Genomic DNA, 20,265 nt, shown 5'->3' with positions numbered 1-20,265 from the left:
ACGATGGCGCTGCTCGAAGTCGAGAACCTCCAGACCCATTTCCGCACGCCCGGCGGCATCAACCGCGCGGTCGACGGTGTGTCCTTCCATGTCAACGAAGGCGAGACGCTCGCCATCGTCGGTGAGTCCGGCTGCGGCAAGTCGGTGACCTCGATGTCGCTGATGCGGCTGGTGCCGGAGCCGCCCGGCAGGATCGCAGGCAGCATCCGCTTTGCCGGCAAGGATCTGCTGAAGCTGTCCGACCGCGAGATGCGTGCGATCCGCGGCAACGACATCTCGATGATCTTCCAGGAGCCGATGACCAGCCTCAATCCGGTGCTGACCGTCGGCCGGCAGATCCGCGAGACCCTGATGATCCATCAGGGCCTCGACAAGCAAGCCGCCGAAGCGCACGCGGTCGAGATGCTGACGCTGGTCGGCATTCCCGAGCCGAAGCGGCGGGTGCGCGAATATCCGCACCAGCTCTCCGGCGGCATGCGCCAGCGCGTCATGATCGCGGTGGCGTTGGCCTGCAATCCGAAGCTCCTGATCGCGGACGAGCCGACCACGGCGCTCGACGTCACCATCCAGGCGCAGATCCTCAAGCTGATGCTCGACCTCAAGCACCGGGTCGGCGCCGCCATCATCCTGATCACCCACGACCTCGGCGTCGTCGCCGAGATCGCCGAGCGCGTCATGGTGATGTATGCCGGCCGCAAGGTCGAGGAGGCGCCGGTCGCGGAGCTGTTCCGCTCGCCGCGCCATCCCTATACGCAGGGCCTGCTCGGCGCGGTGCCGAGGCTCGGCTCCTCGCTCGCGGGCACGGCGACGCGGCTTGCCGAGATTCCCGGGCAGGTGCCGGACCTCCGCAAGCCGATCACCGGCTGCGTCTTTGCCGGGCGCTGTGCGCTCGCGACCGATCTCTGCCGGCAATATGCGCCCGGGCTGGAAGAGAAGGGCCCGCGCCACATCGCGGCCTGTCACTATGCTGCCAAGGGAGCCGTCGCGGCATGAGTCCTCCGCTGCTCCAGGTCAACGACCTCAAGAAGCATTTTCCGATCAAGACCGGCCTGTTCAGCCGCAAGTCCGAGTTCGTCTATGCGGTCGACGGCGTGTCCTTCGAGATCGCGCGCGGTGAAACGCTGTCGCTCGTCGGCGAGTCCGGCTGCGGCAAATCGACGGTCGGCCGTGCGATCTTGCGGCTGTTCGACATCACCTCCGGGCAGGTCATTCTCGACGGCCAGCGCATCGACGACGCGCATCCGAGCACGATGCGCCAGATGCGCCGGCGCGTGCAGGTGGTGTTCCAGGACCCGTTCTCCAGCCTCAACCCGCGCATGCGCGTGCGCGACATTCTCGCCGAGCCGATCCGCAATTTCGGCCTCGCCAAGTCCAAGGAGGACCTCGAGGTCCGCGTCACGGAGCTGATGGACACCGTGCGTCTGCCGCGCGAGGCGCTGAACCGCCGGCCGCACGAATTCTCCGGCGGCCAGCGCCAGCGCATCGGCATCGCGCGGGCGCTTGCGGCGGAGCCCGAGCTGATCGTGTGCGACGAGGCGGTCTCGGCGCTCGACGTCTCGGTCAAGGCGCAGGTCGTCAATCTCTTGCAGGACCTGCAGCAGAAATTCGGTCTCGCGCTGCTGTTCATCAGCCACGACCTCGCCATCGTCGAGCACATGACCCACCGCGTCGCGGTGATGTATCTGGGCAAGATCGTCGAGATCGCGCCGCGCCGCGAGATCTTCGCCGCGCCGAGGCATCCCTACACCAAGGCGCTGCTCTCGGCGGTGCCGCTGCCCGAACCGGGTGCCCAGCGCAATCCGATCATTCTCGGCGGCGACGTGCCGAGCCCTATCAATCCGCCGAAGGGATGCCGCTTCCACACCCGCTGCCCGTTCGTGTTCGATCGGTGCCGCACCGAGGAGCCGACGCTTCGCGCGGTCGGAGCCGAGCAATGGGCGGCATGCCATCTCGACGAGGTGCCGCAGGCTTAGATTGGCGATGTGTGGGATCTTGCCGGAGCGCTGCGAACGCCCTTGGCAACGATGCCATCATGCTCCTGTTTTGCCCGACGGGTCAAACTCACGGCGCGCGCGAATTTCGCCTTTTAAAACAAGGCGCGTTCTACTGTGCATGGGGTTGTTTTCGAACTTTTTAGTTTGGCGATCGCCGCGCGGTTGAAAAAAAACTAGGCGGTCGACGGCCGGGCGCGCGGCGACAGGACGGCCGACGGAGATCGCCGCGCGAAGGCTTGCAGCTTGGGCTGGACGCGCGATCCGTCGATCACCTCGAGCCGGCCGCAGCGGTTCAGCGTGTGCAGCTTCCGCCCGGGCCAGAGCGGTCCGGGCCTCAGTGAGTGGCGGACGATCTGCCTGAACGTCGTCGGCGACAGCTCGACGATTTCCGCCAGCGCCAGCCCGGCGCCGTAGCCTCCGGCGCAGTCCTGCACCGGGCGCCACAATTTGCCGTCGATGGTGACGAAGTTGCCGGCGGGCCGCGTGCTGGCGCGATCGATCAGGACCGGATTGCTGGCATGCGGCAGCCAGGGGCCGAGCAGTTGCTCGGCGTAGTAGATCGCAAGCGAATCCGAATAGCCGCCGGTCCCGTCGCGCCAGGCGCCGAACAGATAGTGCAGGCCGTTGTGCCGCGTGATGGTCGCATCGGCGAGCTCGAGGCCGGACAGCAGCGTCGCGTGCCGCTCCCATCTGTCCGGAAACCGGACGCATCGGTAGAGTGCGACGTCGCCGTTGAGCGAGCTCTCCGGGATCATCCACAACTCGCCATCGTCCTCGATCAGGAAGGGATAGGAGAGGTGCCAGGGCTCCTCCAGCACCGGCACGACCTCGCCGATCGGTCCGCTGTCGCCGAACTCGATCGCCGAGATGATCCCCTTGCCGACGCGGTGATCGAGATCCTCGAAGAAGACGAAGGTCCGTCCCCGCCAGGTGATGGGGAATGGGTCGGCGTAGAAATGGTTGCCGGGATCGCCGAGCACGGTCCAGGCCGGCCCCGACAGATCTTTCGTCTGCCAGACGCCGGCATTGTCGTTGAAGCGCCAGCCGACGTGCCAGTGCGGGGCGTAGCAACAGAGGCGATAGATCTCCTTGGCGATCGACACCGCGAGGCCGCGCACCACGTAGGCAGCGGGGCCGCGCTGGCTTGTCGCCGTGGCGGGCTGCGCAAGCTGCGGTACGATCCGTGGCCGTCCCGACAGGATCGCCGCCACCATGGTCAGGGTGCGCGCCATGATCGTGTCGAGCGCGCCGCTGAGGCCGGCCGCAATCTCGGCTGAGGGATGGCCGCGATCGAGGATCGCTCCGTCGACCTCGTTGACGATCTCGATGACGGGCAGGTCGCCGGCGAGAATGGCGGCGAGCGCGGCGTTCTCGCCTGTAGCTCCGTTGAAGCGCGGGCGGAGATACAGCGGGGCAGGGCAGTCCGCCTCGCGCGCAGCGCTGGTGAAATCGACGATCACGTCGGCCGTAGCGGCGCGCGCCTGCGTTCGCTGCGGAATGACCTTCAGCCGGTCGGAGCCGCTCGCCTTGCCCTTGTGCAGCACAAGGCGTTCGAGCTCGAACAGCATGTCGAGGCCTGCAGGCCGCGGCTCTGCCGTTGCCGTCCAAGCGATCTGGACCGGCGCATCGCGTCCGTCGATCGACAGCGTCGCGCGGTCCATCCACCGCCGCGCATGCTCAACTTCACAGCGAAACTCGATGATCATGTCGAGCCCATTCTTCCAACCGTCAGGTCAAATGATTTGGCCGAGAATTCGAACGTATTCCTCCACCATCGCGTCGACCGAGTAGCGCGATCGCAGGCCTCTCGCGTTTTGCCGCAACTCGTCGCTCAGCGGCTTGTCAGTCAGCAGTCTTGTCACGGCCGCCGACAGCTGCGCGTGATCGGAGGCGTCGACGAACAGCGCCGTCGGCTTTCCCTCGAACGACAACACCTCGCGCAGCACGGGAAGATCCGTGACGACGGAGGGAACGCCGGCGCTTGCGGCCTCGACCGCAGCGAGGCCGAAGGTTTCGGCCTGCGTCGGAAACACGAAGAGGTCGAGACAGGCGAGGAACTCCGCCATCCGGCGCGGCGTGATTTCGCCGAGCAGATGCAGCCGGTCCGATACCTTCAATTCGTCAGCCAGCTGCCGCAGCCGGGCCTCGTCGGCGCCCTGGCCGGCCAGCGCAAGATGCCAGGATGGCTGATCCGGCAACAGGCGGATCGCCGCGTCGAGCCGCTTGTGCGGGTGCAGCCGCGCGGCGCAGCCGAGCAGGATGCGGTCCTGCGGCAGGTTGAATTTCTGCCGGGCGGCGTCCCTGGAAAGAGTGAGGGCCTTGACGTCAAACCCGTGCGGGACATGCACCATGCGCGAGCGGTACGCCGCGGGGTGGCGCGAATATTCGCGCTGCATGTCCTTCGAGTTGAGCGTGATGCGGTCGAAGAAGCCGAGGCTGCCCATTGCGATGTCGGCGGCGCGGACGGGCCAGCTCATCGACAGCGCGGACGAGACCTGGTTGGCGACGACGGGTGCGCGGCTGACGAGGCTGGATACGCCGGCGCCGATCACGTTGCCGAAATGCTGGAAGGTCAGAACCGCATCGGGCTTGCTGGTCCTGATGTGACGGCCGAGCGTCCACAGCATCCGCAGCAGCGCCACCGGATTGCCCGGCCGGTGTGATGCGCAATAGAGCGTATCCGGCGGCTCGTCGAAGGACGCCGACTTGCGGAAGAAGAACAGATTGGTGACGCGGTAGCCGCGCGCGGAGAGGCCGGCGCCGAGCAGCCTGGATATCTCCTGGGCGCCGGCATTCTCGGCCTGGGTCTGGACGAGAAGCACATGCGGCATCGCTGCGCCGCCGGCGGGTCTTGCGAGTGCCGCTGCCGTGGACGGCAGCTTCGGTGCATCGCCCAGTTCTGCGCCTGGCTGGTAGTGGAGCACGAATTCCGACCCGCTAATAAAACATTCACCTTCTTAACCCCGTACCTATCACGCGGGCATCGCGCGGACACCGACTAGCAACAAACGGAGTTAATGCGCGGCGCGCCGGAGGCCTGAGATTCACGGGAAAATCCGCTGGATCGAGGCCCGCGCGCCGCTGGCCGTTAACCAATTGGTCACCTTCGCGCAGGAACCGGGTAACCGCGGATTAACCATAGATATTTACGGTGGAAGAGGCCACTGAACAGTGTTCGCCAGTTGAATCCGAGTAAAGTCCATGACGTTCGGTCGCCGTGCAGACCCGACAAGATCCGGATCGACCGGTGTTGCCGCGTCGTGGGAGAGCCGGACTGCGCCGGACGGTGAGGCGCGCGGGACCGCCGCACGTTTTGGCGGCCTGCTCACGGCCGCGGGGGCATTCTCCTTTTTTCGCGACAACGCGCGCCGCATCCTGACGCTGGCGCTCGCGATCTTCGCTTTCGGCGCCGTCGTCCTCCTGGTCATTCCCGTTCGATTTGCCGCGACCGCGCTGGTCGTCGTCGATCCCCGCGAGCAGCGCGTGACCACGGAGCAGGACGTTCTGCCGGGCATCGGGCAGGACAGCGCCGCGCTGCAGAGCCTGGTTGAAGTTGCGAAGTCCGACGGCTTTCTCAAGCCGCTGATCGAGCAGCTCAAGGTGCGCGACGACGACGACATCTCCGGGGGACACACCGACCCGGCGCGCCTGCTCGAGCGGTTCCGCAACCGTCTCGATATTTCCCGGCGCGGGCTCACCTATGTCATCGCGATCCGCTTCACCTCGAACCGGCCGGAGCGGGCGGCCTATTATGCCAATGCAATCGCCGATGCCTTCGTGGCAAGCCAGAAGAGCATCCGCTCCGAGGCGACCGACGAGGCTGCGGATTGGCTGAGCAGCCGGCTCAAGACATTGAGCGACCGGCTGAAGGCATCGGAGGATGCCGTCGCCGCGTTCAAGCTCGAGCACCGCATCGTCAACGCCGGCAAGGATTCCACGACCCAGCAATTGCGCGTGACCGAACTGTCGCAGCAGGTTGCCGCCGCGCGCGCCCGGACCGAAGAGGCGAAGGCCCGTTACGAGCAGACGCAGCGCGACGTGAAGGCCAATGTCGAGGCGCCCGTCAAACAGGATCTCCTCAGCGCGCTGCGCGCCCAGCGCTCGGCCCTCAACGACCAGATTGCGCAGAAGCGCGCGGTGCTCGGCGATCGCCATCCCGATCTCGTGATGTCGTACGGCCAGTTGAACGACCTCAACAGGCAGATCGAGGTCGAGCGGGCCAAGGGCATCGACACCGCAAAGTCGGAATACGAGTCCCAGCGCGATCAGCAGAAGGCGCTCGAAAGCCAGATGAAGGCGGCTGAATCGCAGCTCCTCGTCGATGGCCAAGCGCTGGTGAAGCTCCAGGAGCTGCAGCGCGACGCCGAGGCCAACAGGAACATCTACGAGCAGTTCCTGTCGCGCTCCAAGACGACGAACGAGCAGCGCCTCCTACAGAGCTCCCAAACCAAGGTGGCCTCGCCGGCCATTCCGCCGCTGCGCTCGACCCTGCCGCCACTGCCTCTGCTGCTTGCTGCTCTCGCGATCGGCTCCCTGCTGATGTCGACGGCGGTCGTCGCCGCGACCGGGCGCGGATCTGGCGAGCCTGCTGAAGAAGAAGTTCCTGCCTCCGATCCGGCGCCGGGCCAGCCCGCGGCGTGGCCGCGTCCGCCGGTATGGGCTCGCATTCCCGACCTGCTGCCTGGCAATGCCCCCAGAAACATCTGGCAGGGCCCGGTGTCAGCAACGGCCGAGCTCGATCTCGGTCCGCATCTGCGTCAGGTGCTCGAGAGGCTGGAGAAGATGCCGGGAGACCGAGGCAAGGTCGCCCTCGTGCTGTCGGTCGGCAAGCGTGCCGGCGGTAACACCGTCGCGAGATCGCTGAACCGGTGGGCGGTGAACAGTGGGCGACTGAGCGTCCTGATCCGGGTCGAGCCGGATCTCGGCGGTGCCGGGACGGGCCTCGCCAAGGGGCAGGCCGACGGTGCGACCATCGCGAATTTTCGCAGCGTCGATGCGCTCCTGAGCGCCGGCAAGCGTCCCGAGCCGCCGTCCGCAGACGATATCCGTTCCGAGTTCGATCTGGTCGTCGTCCATGCAACCTCGCTGGCCCTGCAGCCGGAGGCGGCGGCGCTGGCCGCGCATGCTGATCTCGTCATTCTGGTTGCGCGCGAAGACGCCGTCGATTCAACTGCCATGCGCCGGGCAACTGCCGCGCTCTCCCGTTTCGGTGGCGTGCCGACCGGCATCGTCGTCAATCATGTGCCGGCTGATCGGACCTCAGTGCAGCGTCGCGGCGAAGTGCTCGGCCTCGCCGGTTGATCGGAGCCTACTCGCCGGGCTCTGCAGCCCGCACCCGATAGGGACCGCGTTTCCACGCCGAGAAGCGCAACAGTGTGAGGATGGAAGGATCCACTCCGGTTCGCCGCCGGCAGAGGATGTTGAGCGCGATGGTCGCGAGCGCCAGCGAAACGGTGGCCGAGATCGCGGCGCCAAGCACGCCGAGCCATGGGATCAGGACGAGGAAGCCGATCAGCCGCAACGCCACGTTGGCGGCGACGACGGGGACATAGATGCGCTCGTGGCCGGTCAGTTGCAGGATCGCAGCCGACGGACCGCCCGCCGCCTGGAAAGCCGTTCCGATCGCGAGCACGATCAGCACCCAGTGCTGTGCGGCGAAATGCGGCCCGAACAAATTGAGGAGATGCGGGCCGCCGATCCAGATCAGCAGCAGCCCGCCGACGACGGAAAGCGCGGTGACTTCCGCCATCAGCCGCAGCGTCCGTTCGAACTCCTGGTGGTTCTTGCTGAAGTACAATGAAGGAAGCCGGCGCGCGCCGAAGCTGTACAACGCGGCCGACAGCATCGCGAAGATATTGGCGAGGCGCGAGGCGGCGAAATAGATTCCGGCAGTTGCGGGGTCGAGCATCCAGTAAACCAGGATGACGTCGAAATACTGGTTGGCCGCCTCCAGGATGGACGCGACCCAGAAATGAAGCGCGCTCGATCTCCAGCGCGACGTCTCCGAACTTGCCGCCGTGCTGCGGAAGTCAGGAAGCGCCCGGGCAACCGCCACGACCTGCGCTCCGAGGCCCACCGACATCGCAATCGTCATCACGGCAATCAGCTCGGCAGGATCGAGCAGCCGGTGGCCAGTCATCATGACGAGCAGGAACAGGACGACACTGACCCGCCAGAAGAACTCCCTGTTGCCTTCTCCCATCAGGATGCTGACAAGCGAGCGGGCGACCTGGCTGCCGAGCATCAGCCCGGCGTTCACGGCGGTGTAGGCCGATACGGCGAGGATCAGAAGCCACCAGTCGCCCCGCATCTTCGCCACGAGGGCGACGGCGCCGATCGCGATCACCATCGCGACGGCGGAGATCTTCAGGCTCGACAGTAGGACGCCCTTCGTGAGATCGGGCCGGTTGTCCACCTGATACTCGTTCAGGAAGCGCACCAGAAGCGATTCCTGGCCGACCAGTCCGACCACCGATGCGATCTGCGCGATCGAAAGCCAGGTCGCGAAGATACCGAACCCGTCGGGCGACATCGTCCGCGCCGCCAGCGAGAACAACGCAAACGCCAGCGCGCCGCTACCAACCTTGAGCAGGATGGTCCCGACAACACCGCGCGTTACATCGCGCCGCAGGAGCTGGAGGATGGATTTGATCATGGAAGTTTAAGGGGCAACTCTCCCCGGAAGGTACGCATTACGAAATCGGTGGCAGCCTAGCATGTCGCAAAATCCCGAGTGTTAATGGGCAGTGTCCAGAGTCCGCACGTCGCAACGGCAGGTCCGCTGCGCCACGGTGAAACACCTTCGTCCGGGTTGTCCCAGATAGAGCAAGCGCCGCCTCGTCCGAACAGCGACATGACGCCGCTACGACGCGATGCAGGCATTCGCTTCACCACGGGACTGCCGGAATCCGGCCTTTCCCGGTCATTCTGAGCAAGACGCATGCCGCGATATCGCTCGGTCGGATCAGTGGCTCGGTTCATTAACCTCGATTGACGGAAATGATCGCGCTCGGCCCTCCGATGCGACATCAGGCGGGAAAATTGCACTGGAACCACCGTTAACTGTGGAGCCTAAACCATGACGGCGGATAGCACCGTGACCGAACCGAACGCGGCCAAGGATATTTCGACGATCGCTGCGGATATCGCGATCGTCGGCGGTGGCCTTGCCGGATCGCTCGCGGCATCCGTCCTTGCGCGGGCAGGGCATCGCGTCGCTCTGGTCGACAAGCGCGCCGTCCCCGTCGATGAGTTCCGGGTCGAGAAGATCGGTGGTCATCAGCTCGAGATATTCCGCAGGCTCGGTTTCATCGATGCTCTCGCGAAAGCCGGGAGCCCCTATGACCGCGTGCTCAATGTCAGGGAAGGCAAGGTCGTCGACGTCAGCGTCGGCCAGGCTTACGGGCTTCCCTATGCCGATCTCGTCGCCATGGCGCGCGGCCAGTTGCCGGATCCGTCAACTCTGATCGTCGACGACGTCACGGCAATCACCGCGAGTGACGACATCCAGCATCTCGAGCTCGCCTCCGGGCTGCGTATCGATGCGCGCCTGGTCGTGCTGGCGACGGGCATGGCGGGAGCGCTCGGCTACAAGCTTGGCATCCGGCGCCGCGTGCTGGCCGAGCGCCATTCGGTCTCGTTCGGTTTCACCATAGCCCGCCGCGACGGCGCGCCGTTCGATTTCGACGCGCTGACCTGCTACGGCGAGCGTACCGCGGACGGTGTCGATTATCTGAGCCTGTTTCCGGTCCGCACCGGCATGCGCGCCAACCTCTTCATGTTCCGCGATCCGACCGATCCGGTCATGCGCGAACTGCGTCGTGACACGGAAGCAACGGTCTTGCGGCTGCTGCCGGGATTGCAGAATTTTCTCGGCGATTTCCACGTGACCGACCGGGTGCAGAATTGGGTGATGGACCTGTCCGTGGTCGAAGGACATCTCCAGCCTGGAATCGTGCTCATCGGCGATGCGTTCCAGACCAACTGTCCTGCCGCAGGCACCGGCGTTGCCCGCCTGCTGGTGGATGTCGAGCGTCTGTGCACCGAATACGCGCCGCGCTGGCTGGCAACGGCGGGCATGGGCACGGAGAAGATATCACAGTTCTATGCGGATCCCGACAAGATCGCGGCGGACCAGCAGTCGCTGAAGATGGCGCGCTTCCGCCAGGCGCTGACGTCCCGCAATGACATCAGCTGGGACGTGCGGCGGCGGTTACACTTCCTGCGGCGCAGTATCACCCATCGGGTCGATCAGATGCGGCCGGGCTGGCTGGCACAGGTCCGCAGCGCGCTGCGCGCCTGAGCGTCGCGCCCGGCACGCCTTGCGTGGATCAGCGCGTCGGCGTTGACGTGCCGGTCGGCAACAGCCTGAACTCGGATATTCGCTTGGCGGCCAGCTTGAGCCAGGGCGCCTGATTCAGCGCGAACAAGGCAACAGTGCCTGCCGTGCTGCCGGCCTGCGTGAGCGCCCACATCGGCGAAGGCTGTCCGCCGAACAGCTTCTTGTACGGCTCGTCGCCAATGGTGAAGTCGAGCATCCGGTCCCCGCGCTCGATGCAATCCTTCGCCACTTGCTCGAACATCAGCGCGCCCAGCGACTGGCTCTTGTAGCCGGCAATGTCGAAGGCGCTCATGATCACGAGGTAGCTGTCGCGGTGATGCAATCCGAGCACGGCGGCGATCACCTCGCCGTCCATCTTCATGGCATAGAGCCGCACGAACGAGCCGAGACCGCGAACCGCCACGTCGGAATAGAAGTCGTAATATTCAGGCCGCTGCAGCAGGTCCCCGTCGCCCTGCGACTGGAAGCGCGGGCCGCGGAATTTCCTCATGACGTCCAGAGCTTCCAGGACCGAGGCGCTGTCGTCGCAGCATGAGAAGCTGAGCGCGCCTTTCTTCTGGAGCTGACGGGATTTCTTCGCGAGCTCTTTCTGATAGGAGCGGTCCAGCGCACTGGCGCGCCATTGCTCGAATGGAGCAATGAGGACGGTCGCATAGGCATTGCTATCCATCGCGACCCGGCGGGGCGCGCCCAGGAGATTCTCGATCGGAAGCCGTCCGTCCGGCAGCTTGGCCATCCGGAGCAGGTCGAAGGGGCGAACGAGATGCTGGATCTCCGCGCATGCGTCCCTGTTCCTGAGTAGATCGGCAAACACCTGCGGGCTGCAGACGGGCGTAAGATAGTCGGAGACGCGCAAGTCTGCGAATTCGACGGTCCGTATCGGACCGCGCCGGATCCGGAGCAGGGGCAGCACCATGGCGAGCGCGCCCGTGGCGCGGTGGCGAGCGACGATGACCAGCGGCGTCGCCCCGGCATAGGAGGCGAGTCTGCCGTAGAGGCTGTGCAGCCAGAGCGGATGCTGGAACGCAGTGGCGGCCGAAGCGCCGAACAGCTCGGCATATTCCGCCGACAGAAAGTCGAATGCCGGCTCGACGGCGATATCGAACGTGGTGCCAGACGTATTCATGCATTAACCAGGAAAATCATGTCACTCGGGAATGGTCGATCGCGCCGCAGCGGAGGTTTATAGCAGGGGAGTGACGGTGGAGATACCGACGCGCTATGAATTGCATTAATACTCCGCGCCGCTCGCGTATCGTTACCGAGGTCTTAACATCTCGTGGCCGCCGGGGCGCGGAGGCGCGGGTTCACGTGTGCTAGCGAATAATTAACCGCGCTTAAGGAAGGTCGATCCATGGCCAGCCTGCAGACCGAGGTGGACTCCGGGGCACTCGAGAGCGTGTTCTGGAAGACGCGCAGCCCCGACATTGAGTGGATCGCCAGAACCGCAATTCGCGGCTCGATCACCATCAACGTCGTTGCGTCGATGGGTACTCTGAACACCGGGCTGCTGCCGACCGAGCTGACCTATCTGCAACAGGCCGTGGCGATCCTGATGTGGGGCATCCTGATCTATGCGAGCGCATTCGTGCGTCCGCGCCTGCGTCTGCAGTTCAACCCGGATCTGATCGCGCTGGTCGCGTTCTACGGCTTCGCCGTCGTCTCCGTATTCTGGTCCAGCCTGAACGTCGCGGCGCTCATGAAGAGTGCGGCGCTTGCGATGACGACTTTCGGTGCGTTCTGCCTCGTCACGCGGATCGACATCGACGACATCGTCAAGGCGACGGCACATGGACTGTTCATCCTGGTCGCCGCGTCCGCCTTCTTCGCGATCGCTGTCCCCGACATCGGGATCGACCACAGCTGGATGCACAGCGGCCAATGGCAGGGCATCTATGAATCGAAGCAGACGCTTGGTTTCGTCGGCGCCTATCTGATGTTCCTTGCCTGCTATCGCAAGATGAGGGGGCAGGGCTGGCTTGCCTTCCTCGTCGTATTTCTCACGGCGTCGACTTGCGTGCTCGCCTCGGAATCGCGCGGTGCCGGCGCCGTGGCGTTGGCGGCCTGTGCGCTGCTGGTGACCTCGATGTGGTCGGTCCGCTGCATGAGGGTCTATGCAGTACTGCCGTTCGTTATGTGCATCCTGGCCGGCTTCCTGTTCCTCTATTTCTATGTCACCGGATATGACGCCATCCATATCGGCGATGCCAGCATCGATTTTACCGAGCGAACCCTGATCTGGCACTACGCCATAAGCCATTTCGACGATGCGCCGTTGCTCGGCTTCGGGATCAACGGCTTCTGGACCGTCCCCTCGATCTACGATTATTTCGAGCAGAACCACACCTGGGTGCTGGACAACTATCACAGCGGCTACATCGCGATCCTGATCGAGACGGGATTTTTGGGCTATGTGCTGTTTGCGGCAAGCGTCCTGCTGTTCTCGAGCAAGGTTCTCCATCTGATTTCCGCGCGCGCGATCGAGCGATCGCACTGCGCTCTCATCATCGGATTCGTCGTCCTCAGCTTTCAGACCAATTTCACGGAGACGACGTTCCTGCGCTCGACGATGTTCACCTCGGTGCTTCTGGTCGCGTTTCTCTTCGCAACGTGCAGGCCCGTCCCGCGGCCCGATCTCTAGTCCTTACCAATGGAAGCAAGATGACCGCCATCCGTGCCCGTCGGCCGAGACGCTTTGGTCTTGCCGCCGCAGCCTTTCTCCTCGCGTCGCTTTGCTTGCCTGCCCATGGGGCCGAGCAGGCCGGCTCGCGCGAGCTGCCGAAACTGGGGCGCGGCATCAACATCCTCGGCTATGACGGGATCTGGGAGGGCGGTCACAACGCGCCGTTCCGCCTCGACAATCTGACGACGATCAGGAAGGCCGGGTTCGCGCATGTCAGGATCAATTTCTTCGGCTTCAAGTTCATGGGGCCGGGGAATGTGCTGGATGAGATCGTCCTGAGGCGGCTCGATGCCGTCGTCGAGGAGGTGCTCGCCCGCAATCTCATCCCCGTCCTCGACGAGCACGATACCCATGTCTGCCAGAGCGACGTGGCCGGATGCACTGTGAAGCTCAAATCGTTCTGGCGGCAGATCGCCGAGCGCTACGCCGGGAAATATCCAAAACTCGTCTTCGAGGTCCTGAACGAGCCGGGCGGGCAGATGACGGCGGCCGAATGGAATTCGCTGCTCAACGAATGCCTCGGCATCATCCGCCGCACCAACCCCGTGCGGCCGGTCATTGCCGCGGTTCTTAATGTCGATGCGAATCCGGTCGACGAGCTGACTCTCCCGGCCGACGACAGGAATCTCATCGTCACGTTCCACTATTACGCGCCGTTGCAGTTCACGCATCAGGGCGCGCCGTGGTCCCGGACGTTCTCGAAGATAGGTCCGCTGGACTGGGGTTCGCAGGACGACGAAGCGAAGGCGGCGGCCGATTTCAGGAAGATGAGTCTGTGGGCGGAGAAGGAGAAGCGCCCCGTTTATCTCGGCGAGTTCGGGGTGTACGAGCGCGCGCCGTCCGAGAGCCGTGCGCGCTATCTGTCCTTCATGGCGAGAAGCGCGGACAAGCTTGGCTGGTCATGGGCCTACTGGCAGTTCGACCACGATTTTGCGGCCTTCGACAGCGCCCGCCAGGCCTGGAAGCCGGACATCCTGCGCGCGTTGATCCCGCCGTCGCGTTGACTGGTCAATAGCGACGAGGATCGACGGCGTTTTGCGCAGGGACGTTGCTTTGGGGATCCCGGGTGAGACCCGGGCCTAGCCGTCAAACCTCGAAAGTCCCAAGCCGGAAGATCGACGCATTCGCGTAGGGCGACGGTTGTATGACCGTGAACACGGCCTCCGGGTAGGCGCGCCAGACGGCGAGATCGCTTCGTGTAATGTCGACGGGACCGTAGAGCGAAAGGTGTTCGCCCGGTTCGCTGGGTTCACCGACATCGGAAAATCCTAGCCGCAGAATGCCGTCTTTCGGCAAGGGAAGCGGCGGACGACGTAGGGGCGCGAGCGGCAGTGGAGCGCGATCGATGGCGATGGACCTCTCTGCTGCGGCTGCGTCCCGGAGCGGGCCGGCATCATTCGGCACAGTGGGAGCTTCGGGCGCCGGATCGATCGCGCCTGCCGCCGCCGTGCCGGGCTCGTCAGGAACGGAAGCAAGTCCAGTACCCGGCCAGAAATCCGGCCCGCGTCGCCCCGACGTGGCGTAGGCCGGGCCGGTTGCGGTCGCCGGCACCGATCGCGGTCGCTGCAATGCCAGCGCGCCCCAGTTAAAATGTTCGGGAAGATCGCCCTGCGCATCGTTCATGGAGGCAGGCCAGGAGGTATTCGGATTGTCGTTCATCGCATCCGTCGTGGTCGCACGCTACACTCGCTCGTTAAACCTTAAATGCGGAACGTAAATTCGCAGAACGCTTGCGGTCGAATTTAAGCGCGGCGTTGATCGGTCATGAGGCTGGTTGCCGCCCTGCGCTGATATTCAGATGCAGCCCGATCGACCCCGTCGACCGTGATGGCGAATGTGCCATTCTCGGTACGCCTGATCCAGCCCTCTTCGACGCACCAATTCGTAACGCGCGTTGCCATCGTTCAGCCAATGCTGACGCCAAAGGGTATGGCCAATCGGTTGAATTTGCTAGTCCCCGGAAACGTTGCTGGTAAACGCTCGTAATGGTGGGTGACTGAAATCGCCTTGCGTCGAGGTGACTGGGCGGTCGCCTTCGTCCCGGCCCCGAAAACGGCGTCCGGAAATGGATCTGGCGTTTATCTTTTTGACGATCTTTACGCTCGGTCAGGCGACCGGAGGGGGAGGATTACATCTATAGGGGTTGATCTGCGACTGGAACTGCTTCGAGCAATTCGCGGGCTGCGCCAACAGGCCGCAGGCGCTTCGGGGCCGGCCAGTCGGCGCCCGGACGGCGCGTCGAAGGGTCAATAGCGGCTGCCGTCGCTTTTCTGTTGAGCGATCCATTGCGACAGGGATTTCGGTCTGGCTGCCGCTGCCGTTCGGCTGGTTCGCGTCGAGGACGTGGCCGGTTTGGCCCCAGTGTTTCGTTCAGGTTGTCGATTCAAGCCGGATTTTGCCGGCGCAGCCGCGATGGCTGCGACGGCTTCTCTCTCGAGTCGAAGCTGCTTCAGCCGGGCCATCTTGTTGCGCTCGGCTTCCAGTTCGGTGCTGTCGGACAGCAGCTTCCTGTGCTGAGGGCTCTCTGCCGTGACCACGACGGCAATGACGGACAGTTCGCCAAGTGCCTTGCAGGCCTCGAGCCGATGCAATCCGTCGACCAGAACGAAACGATCGTCTTCGGGGCGAACAAAGACAGGAACTTGCTGTCCGATGTCAAGCATGCTTTCCGCGATCGTTTGAACGCGTCCGGGCTCGAGCGTCTTTCTGCTCTTGGTCGGAACGCGGATTTTGTCGATCGGCAAGCTTTCCGCTTTGGACATGGCTCTTGCTCCGGCACCCTGATTCCGTCGCCGCGCGGAGAGGCGAGGGCGTGCGGCTATCCTAGGAGTGAGCAGGCACGTGAAGCAACCAGTTTCCATCCGCGCTGCGTCACCCAAAGGGGGCGCGGACAGCGCCTCGAGACCGGCGAGCCGACGTGCTGAAAAGTTCCTGCCGGAGGCTCGGTGCGCTGCGGCGGTCCGGGACCGGGAGCGCAGGGGCGACCTGAGCGGTGAGCCGTAAAATCCTGCTTGGTCCGGTTTAATCCCGCTCCTTGTCGACGGTGGCCGCGACGAGGCGGAACTCCCGTAAAAACGCGGGTTTGAAGCGCTTTAGGCCGACGTCCTTTGTGAAAAGGCCACCCTAAACAAGTTAATAGTTAAACAAAAGTAGCTGCCAAGCGTATGGACGAGCGCGCGAATTTGCGGCAGATTGCTCGTTAATTAGTTAAGGGATCGTTACGCGCCCGCGCCGGCTTCACGCATTATCGGCTGTCGGCTCGGGCGGAAGGCAATCCCCACCAAGAAGTCTTTGATCGTCTTTAATCGCTGAATTTTTTTACAACAGGTCGTTGCGACGTGTCCGCTGTGCGGGGCCGGACACGAAGCGGGCAGGGGTGAAACAGGGCTTTCGGAGTTATTTCGCGTTAATTGCCATTGAGCAGATTTTAGGAGGCGGTAACTGCTCCTGGCCGCATGCGCCCGATCGATTTGAAGCGGGCTCGCGACGATTTTCGTGGAGTGATTTCGGATCTGCGCTTTTGCGCCTCTCCTGCGTCGACAAGGACGCCAGGGAGTTGAGCGTTGGGTCGCATTCATTTTGATCCGAACGAATTATCGGCAAACGGTCCGGCAAAGACCAGGCGCGACTGGTCCGATCTTGAATCGAGACTGCGCGATCTTGCCCGGCCTTCCTCGCAAGCTGCCGCATCCGGCCTCGCGGTAGAGCCGCAGGTCACGCTCGCGCACGACCCTCACGACTCGCTTCAAGCTTTCGAAGCCTTCGCCGGACGCAGTCCGCCCGGCGCGGGACGCGCGCCGCAGCAGGATCGGACCGAGCCCAAAGCCGCGTCGTCGCCCACGGGCAAGGCCGCTCCTACGCCGGCCGAGCAGCCGCCACAGGATTTGGCGTCCAAGCCAGATCCGCTGGAATTGCTGTCACGCCTGGCAGCGATCTCGACCAGTCATTCCTGACATTTTCCCGATCAATCCATTTGCAGGGCAGCCCCGATGGCCACTCGTCACGCTCCTAAAGCGACCAAGCCGGACCTTTCGCAGATCACGGTCGACGACACCGCCCATGCATCCTCCTTTGAAGTGGAGACCACGTCCATGACCGTATGCCTCACCAAGCGCGAGATCGCCTTCATCGATCCCGGCATTGATGACCTGCAAACGCTGCTTGGGGGCATGCGGCCGGACGTCGAGGCGGTTTTGCTGAATGACCACGAACCCGCGCCAAGGCAGATGGCGCGCGCGGTTCAGGGACGGGAGGGGCTGTTCGACGCGATCCACGTGATTGCACATGGGCGGCCGGGCGAGGTGAGTTTCTCAAGCGGAGCGTTGTCCCTCCGAAACGTTCAGGAGCAAGCAGAAGACCTTTCGCGCGTTGGCGCGGCCGGGCGTATTGATGCGACCTTGAACCTCTGGTCGTGCCAGGTGGCGGAGGGAAATTCTGGTCTGGAGTTCGTTGAGGCCGTCGGGAGTGTTTCAGGGAAGGTCGTTGGGGCAACCGCTGCGCTGATCGGTTCAGAAGAAAGAGGAGGGGTGTGGCGCCTTGACATCGAGGATTCTCGTGCGCCGCTCACCCATGAAGGGATCGCGCAATACGCATCCGTGATGGGAGTCACCAATTTTTCCGTTAGCGGGGGCTCGGACAGTTTTCTAACTGCGGCCGAAATCCAAAGTGGATACGCGTTCAGCTATTCGCTGACCAACACGGGCGCCAACGGCACCAATGCTCTCATTCTGATCAAGGATGGATCAGGCAATCTGCTCTATTGGTACACGACGACAAGCGGCACCACGGCAACGATCCCGTCCGGCGCGCTCGGGTCCTATCAAGGATCTATCGAGATCGACATTTATCAAGGGTCGAACGCCACGGATGGTGCCAATTCTGGCGGTTACACGGGTACGTTCAAAACCTACCCAACTGCGTCCCAATTCAATTTTCACAAGACAGGTAGCGGCGGCGCTGCGGTCACGAGCGGGACAGCGGCTGACAGCTCTTTGACTGAGACGTTGGACACTGTCGCGCCGACGATCAGCAGTGAGGCGATCACCGGTGCGACCGGTATCCAGAATAGCACGCTGAACGCGGGCGACGTGGTCAGCATCACCGTTAATTTCAGCGAGAATGTGACGGTCACAGGCACGCCCCAGCTCGCGCTGAACATCGGCGGCACGGCGGTCCAGGCCAGCTATTCGTCCGGTTCCGGCACCGGCGCCCTGGTCTTCACTTACACGATCCTGGCCGGCCAGACGGATTCGAACGGCATCAGCATCGATACCAATGCGCTGAGCTTGAACGGCGGCACAATCAAGGATGCGGCGGGCAATAACGCGACGATCACTGCAACCAGCGTGGCCGATAACGCCAACTTCAAGGTCGATACCACCGCGCCGACGATCAGCAGCGAGGTGATCACCGGCGCGACCGGGATCCAGAACAGCACGCTGAACGCGGGCGACGTGGTCAGTGTCACCGTCAATTTCAGTGAGAATGTGACGGTCACCGGAACGCCTCAGCTCGCGCTGAACATCGGCGGAACGACGGTCCAGGCCAGCTATTCGTCCGGCTCCGGCACTGGCGCCCTGGTCTTCACCTATACGATCCTGGCTGGCCAGACGGATTCGAATGGCATCAGTATCGATTCCAATGCGCTGAGTTTGAACGGCGGAACGATCAAGGACGCGGCGGGCAACAACGCGACGATTACGTCGGTCAGCGTGGCCGACAATGCCAGCTTCAAGGTCGACACCACGGCTCCGTCAGTGCCCTCGATCTCAGCGGTGACGGATGACGCGACTCCGGTGACGGGAGCGCTGACCAGCGGCGGTTCGACCAACGACACCGACCTGACGGTGAAAGTAAGCCTCGGCAGCACGGGTGCGGTCGCGGGCGACACGATCCAGCTCTACAACGGCACCGGAACGGCCAGTCAGCTCGGCAGCAGCTATACCATCACGAGCGGCGACATCACCGCCGGCTTTGCCAATGTGCAGACCGGGACGCTGAGCAACGGCACCACCTATACGATCACGGCGCGCGTCACCGATGCGGCAGGCAATCAGAGCGCGGTCTCGACCAACAGCTTCACGGTGACGGAAGACACCGCGGCGCCCAATGCGCCGTCGATCACATCAGCCTTTGACAACGTGTCGCCGGTCCTTGGCACCATCGCGAACAACGGGGTTACCAACGACACGACCTTGACGTTCGGCGGCACGGCAGAAGCCGGCAGCACGGTGACGATCTACGACACCGACGGCACGACGGTCCTGGGGACGGGTACTGCGGCGGGCGGCACATTCTCGGGGATTACGATCTCGGCCCTGAGCGAGGGCAGTCACACCTTGACGGCAAGGGCGACGGACGCAGCCGGCAACCAGAGCGCGGCCTCGGCCAGCTTCACGGTGACCGTCGATACCACCACACCGACGGCGGGCACGCTGTCGCTGGCCAATTACACCGACAGTGGCACGTCCGGCTCGGACCTTGTCTCGACGGACAAGACGTTCGACCTGAGCCTTGCCGGGACGTCGGATGCGACCGCGACGGCGGTCGTCTACCAGATCTCGACCGACGGCGGCTCCAACTGGACGACGACGAGTTCGGCGCAGAGCAACCTGGCGGACGGAAGTTACAAGTACCGCGCCCAGGTGACGGATGCCGCCGGCAACAGCGCGACCAGCAACGTGGTCACGGTGGTGGTCGACACCACTGCGCCGACGGCGGGGACGCTGTCGCTGGCCAACTACACCGACAGYGGCACGTCCGGCTCGGACCTTGTCTCGACGGACAAGACGTTCGACCTGAGCCTTGCCGGGACGGCGGATGCGACCGCGACGGCGGTCGTCTACCAGATCTCGACCGACGGCGGCTCCAACTGGACGACGACCACTTCGGCGCAGAGCAACCTGGCGGACGGAAGTTACAAGTACCGCGCCCAGGTGACGGACGCCGCCGGCAACAGCTCTACCAGCAATGTGGTCACGGTGGTGGTCGACACCACTGCGCCGACGGCGGGGACGCTGTCGCTGGCCAACTACATCGACAGTGGCACGTCCGGCTCGGACCTTGTCTCGACGGACAAGACGTTCGACCTGAGCCTTGCCGGGACGGCGGATGCGACCGCGACGGCGGTCGTCTACCAGATCTCGACCGACGGCGGCTCCAACTGGACGACGACCACTTCGGCGCAGAGCAACCTGGCGGACGGAAGCTACAAGTACCGCGCCCAGGTGACGGACGCCGCCGGCAAC

General features: G+C 64.0%; 14 protein-coding genes. 8 read left to right on the top strand and 6 right to left on the bottom strand.

The window, feature by feature from the left end; translation table 11 throughout:
- Positions 1-3 precede the first annotated feature (3 nt).
- Positions 4-993, top strand: a complete 990-nt coding sequence (locus A7X65_RS40060; protein ID WP_063694920.1) for an ABC transporter ATP-binding protein — start codon at positions 4-6, stop codon at positions 991-993.
- Positions 990-1,973: an ABC transporter ATP-binding protein gene (locus A7X65_RS40055; protein WP_063694919.1), complete on the top strand. Its 984-nt coding sequence runs from the start codon at positions 990-992 to the stop codon at positions 1,971-1,973. The genes A7X65_RS40060 and A7X65_RS40055 overlap by 4 nt, the downstream gene beginning before the upstream one ends.
- A gap of 194 nt (positions 1,974-2,167) precedes the next feature.
- Here the strand turns inward: A7X65_RS40055 and A7X65_RS40050 are convergent, their stop codons facing one another.
- Together A7X65_RS40050 and A7X65_RS40045 are read right to left on the bottom strand one after the other, a co-directional pair.
- On the bottom strand, positions 2,168-3,700 hold the full coding sequence (locus A7X65_RS40050; RefSeq protein WP_063694918.1) for a glucosamine inositolphosphorylceramide transferase family protein: 1,533 nt from the start codon (positions 3,698-3,700) through the stop codon (positions 2,168-2,170).
- A gap of 27 nt (positions 3,701-3,727) precedes the next feature.
- On the bottom strand, positions 3,728-4,918 hold the full coding sequence (locus A7X65_RS40045; protein ID WP_063694917.1) for a glycosyltransferase family 4 protein: 1,191 nt from the start codon (positions 4,916-4,918) through the stop codon (positions 3,728-3,730).
- A 277-nt stretch (positions 4,919-5,195) separates the two neighbouring features.
- On the opposite strand from A7X65_RS40045, the gene A7X65_RS40040 reads away from it, so the two are divergent.
- Positions 5,196-7,295: a GumC family protein gene (locus tag A7X65_RS40040; RefSeq protein ID WP_063694916.1), complete on the top strand. Its 2,100-nt coding sequence runs from the start codon at positions 5,196-5,198 to the stop codon at positions 7,293-7,295.
- Positions 7,296-7,302: 7 nt separating this feature from the next.
- On the opposite strand, the gene A7X65_RS40035 is transcribed toward A7X65_RS40040, so the two are convergent.
- Positions 7,303-8,649, bottom strand: coding sequence for a lipopolysaccharide biosynthesis protein (locus A7X65_RS40035; RefSeq protein WP_063694915.1), 1,347 nt, complete (start codon positions 8,647-8,649; stop codon positions 7,303-7,305).
- Positions 8,650-9,072: 423 nt separating this feature from the next.
- Here A7X65_RS40035 and A7X65_RS40030 point away from each other — a divergent pair, with 423 nt between their 5' ends.
- Positions 9,073-10,296 (top strand): FAD-dependent oxidoreductase, encoded by a 1,224-nt coding sequence (locus A7X65_RS40030; RefSeq protein WP_063694914.1) that lies wholly within the window; start codon positions 9,073-9,075, stop codon positions 10,294-10,296.
- A 28-nt stretch (positions 10,297-10,324) separates the two neighbouring features.
- Here the strand turns inward: A7X65_RS40030 and A7X65_RS40025 are convergent, their stop codons facing one another.
- On the bottom strand, positions 10,325-11,461 hold the full coding sequence (locus A7X65_RS40025; RefSeq protein WP_063694913.1) for a GNAT family N-acetyltransferase: 1,137 nt from the start codon (positions 11,459-11,461) through the stop codon (positions 10,325-10,327).
- A gap of 228 nt (positions 11,462-11,689) precedes the next feature.
- Between A7X65_RS40025 and A7X65_RS40020 the strand changes: the two genes are divergently transcribed.
- Together A7X65_RS40020 and A7X65_RS40015 are read left to right on the top strand one after the other, a co-directional pair.
- On the top strand, positions 11,690-12,976 hold the full coding sequence (locus tag A7X65_RS40020) for an O-antigen ligase family protein (RefSeq protein WP_063694912.1): 1,287 nt from the start codon (positions 11,690-11,692) through the stop codon (positions 12,974-12,976).
- A 20-nt stretch (positions 12,977-12,996) separates the two neighbouring features.
- Positions 12,997-14,022 (top strand): glycoside hydrolase family 5 protein, encoded by a 1,026-nt coding sequence (locus A7X65_RS40015; protein WP_063694911.1) that lies wholly within the window; start codon positions 12,997-12,999, stop codon positions 14,020-14,022.
- Between the two features lie 82 nt (positions 14,023-14,104).
- On the opposite strand, the gene A7X65_RS41270 is transcribed toward A7X65_RS40015, so the two are convergent.
- Complete coding sequence (locus A7X65_RS41270) at positions 14,105-14,677, bottom strand: hypothetical protein (protein ID WP_082885260.1); 573 nt, start codon at positions 14,675-14,677, stop codon at positions 14,105-14,107.
- 587 nt (positions 14,678-15,264) lie between these two features.
- Positions 15,265-15,780 carry a ParB N-terminal domain-containing protein gene (locus tag A7X65_RS40005; protein WP_063694910.1) on the bottom strand — a complete coding sequence of 172 codons (516 nt, stop codon included), beginning with the start codon at positions 15,778-15,780 and terminating at the stop codon, positions 15,265-15,267.
- 801 nt (positions 15,781-16,581) lie between these two features.
- Here A7X65_RS40005 and A7X65_RS40000 point away from each other — a divergent pair.
- Both A7X65_RS40000 and A7X65_RS39995 read left to right on the top strand, forming a co-directional pair.
- A complete protein-coding gene (locus tag A7X65_RS40000; RefSeq protein WP_063694909.1) occupies positions 16,582-16,971 on the top strand; it encodes a hypothetical protein in 390 nt (129 codons plus the stop codon).
- Positions 16,972-17,007: 36 nt separating this feature from the next.
- A partial coding sequence (locus A7X65_RS39995) for an Ig-like domain-containing protein (RefSeq protein WP_156528463.1) occupies positions 17,008-20,265 on the top strand: 3,258 nt, incomplete at its 3' end.

It is taken from the genome of Bradyrhizobium stylosanthis, from assembly GCF_001641335.1.
GTDB classification, from domain to species: domain Bacteria; phylum Pseudomonadota; class Alphaproteobacteria; order Rhizobiales; family Xanthobacteraceae; genus Bradyrhizobium; species Bradyrhizobium stylosanthis.
This window is presented reverse-complemented; position numbering and strand designations above follow the sequence as displayed.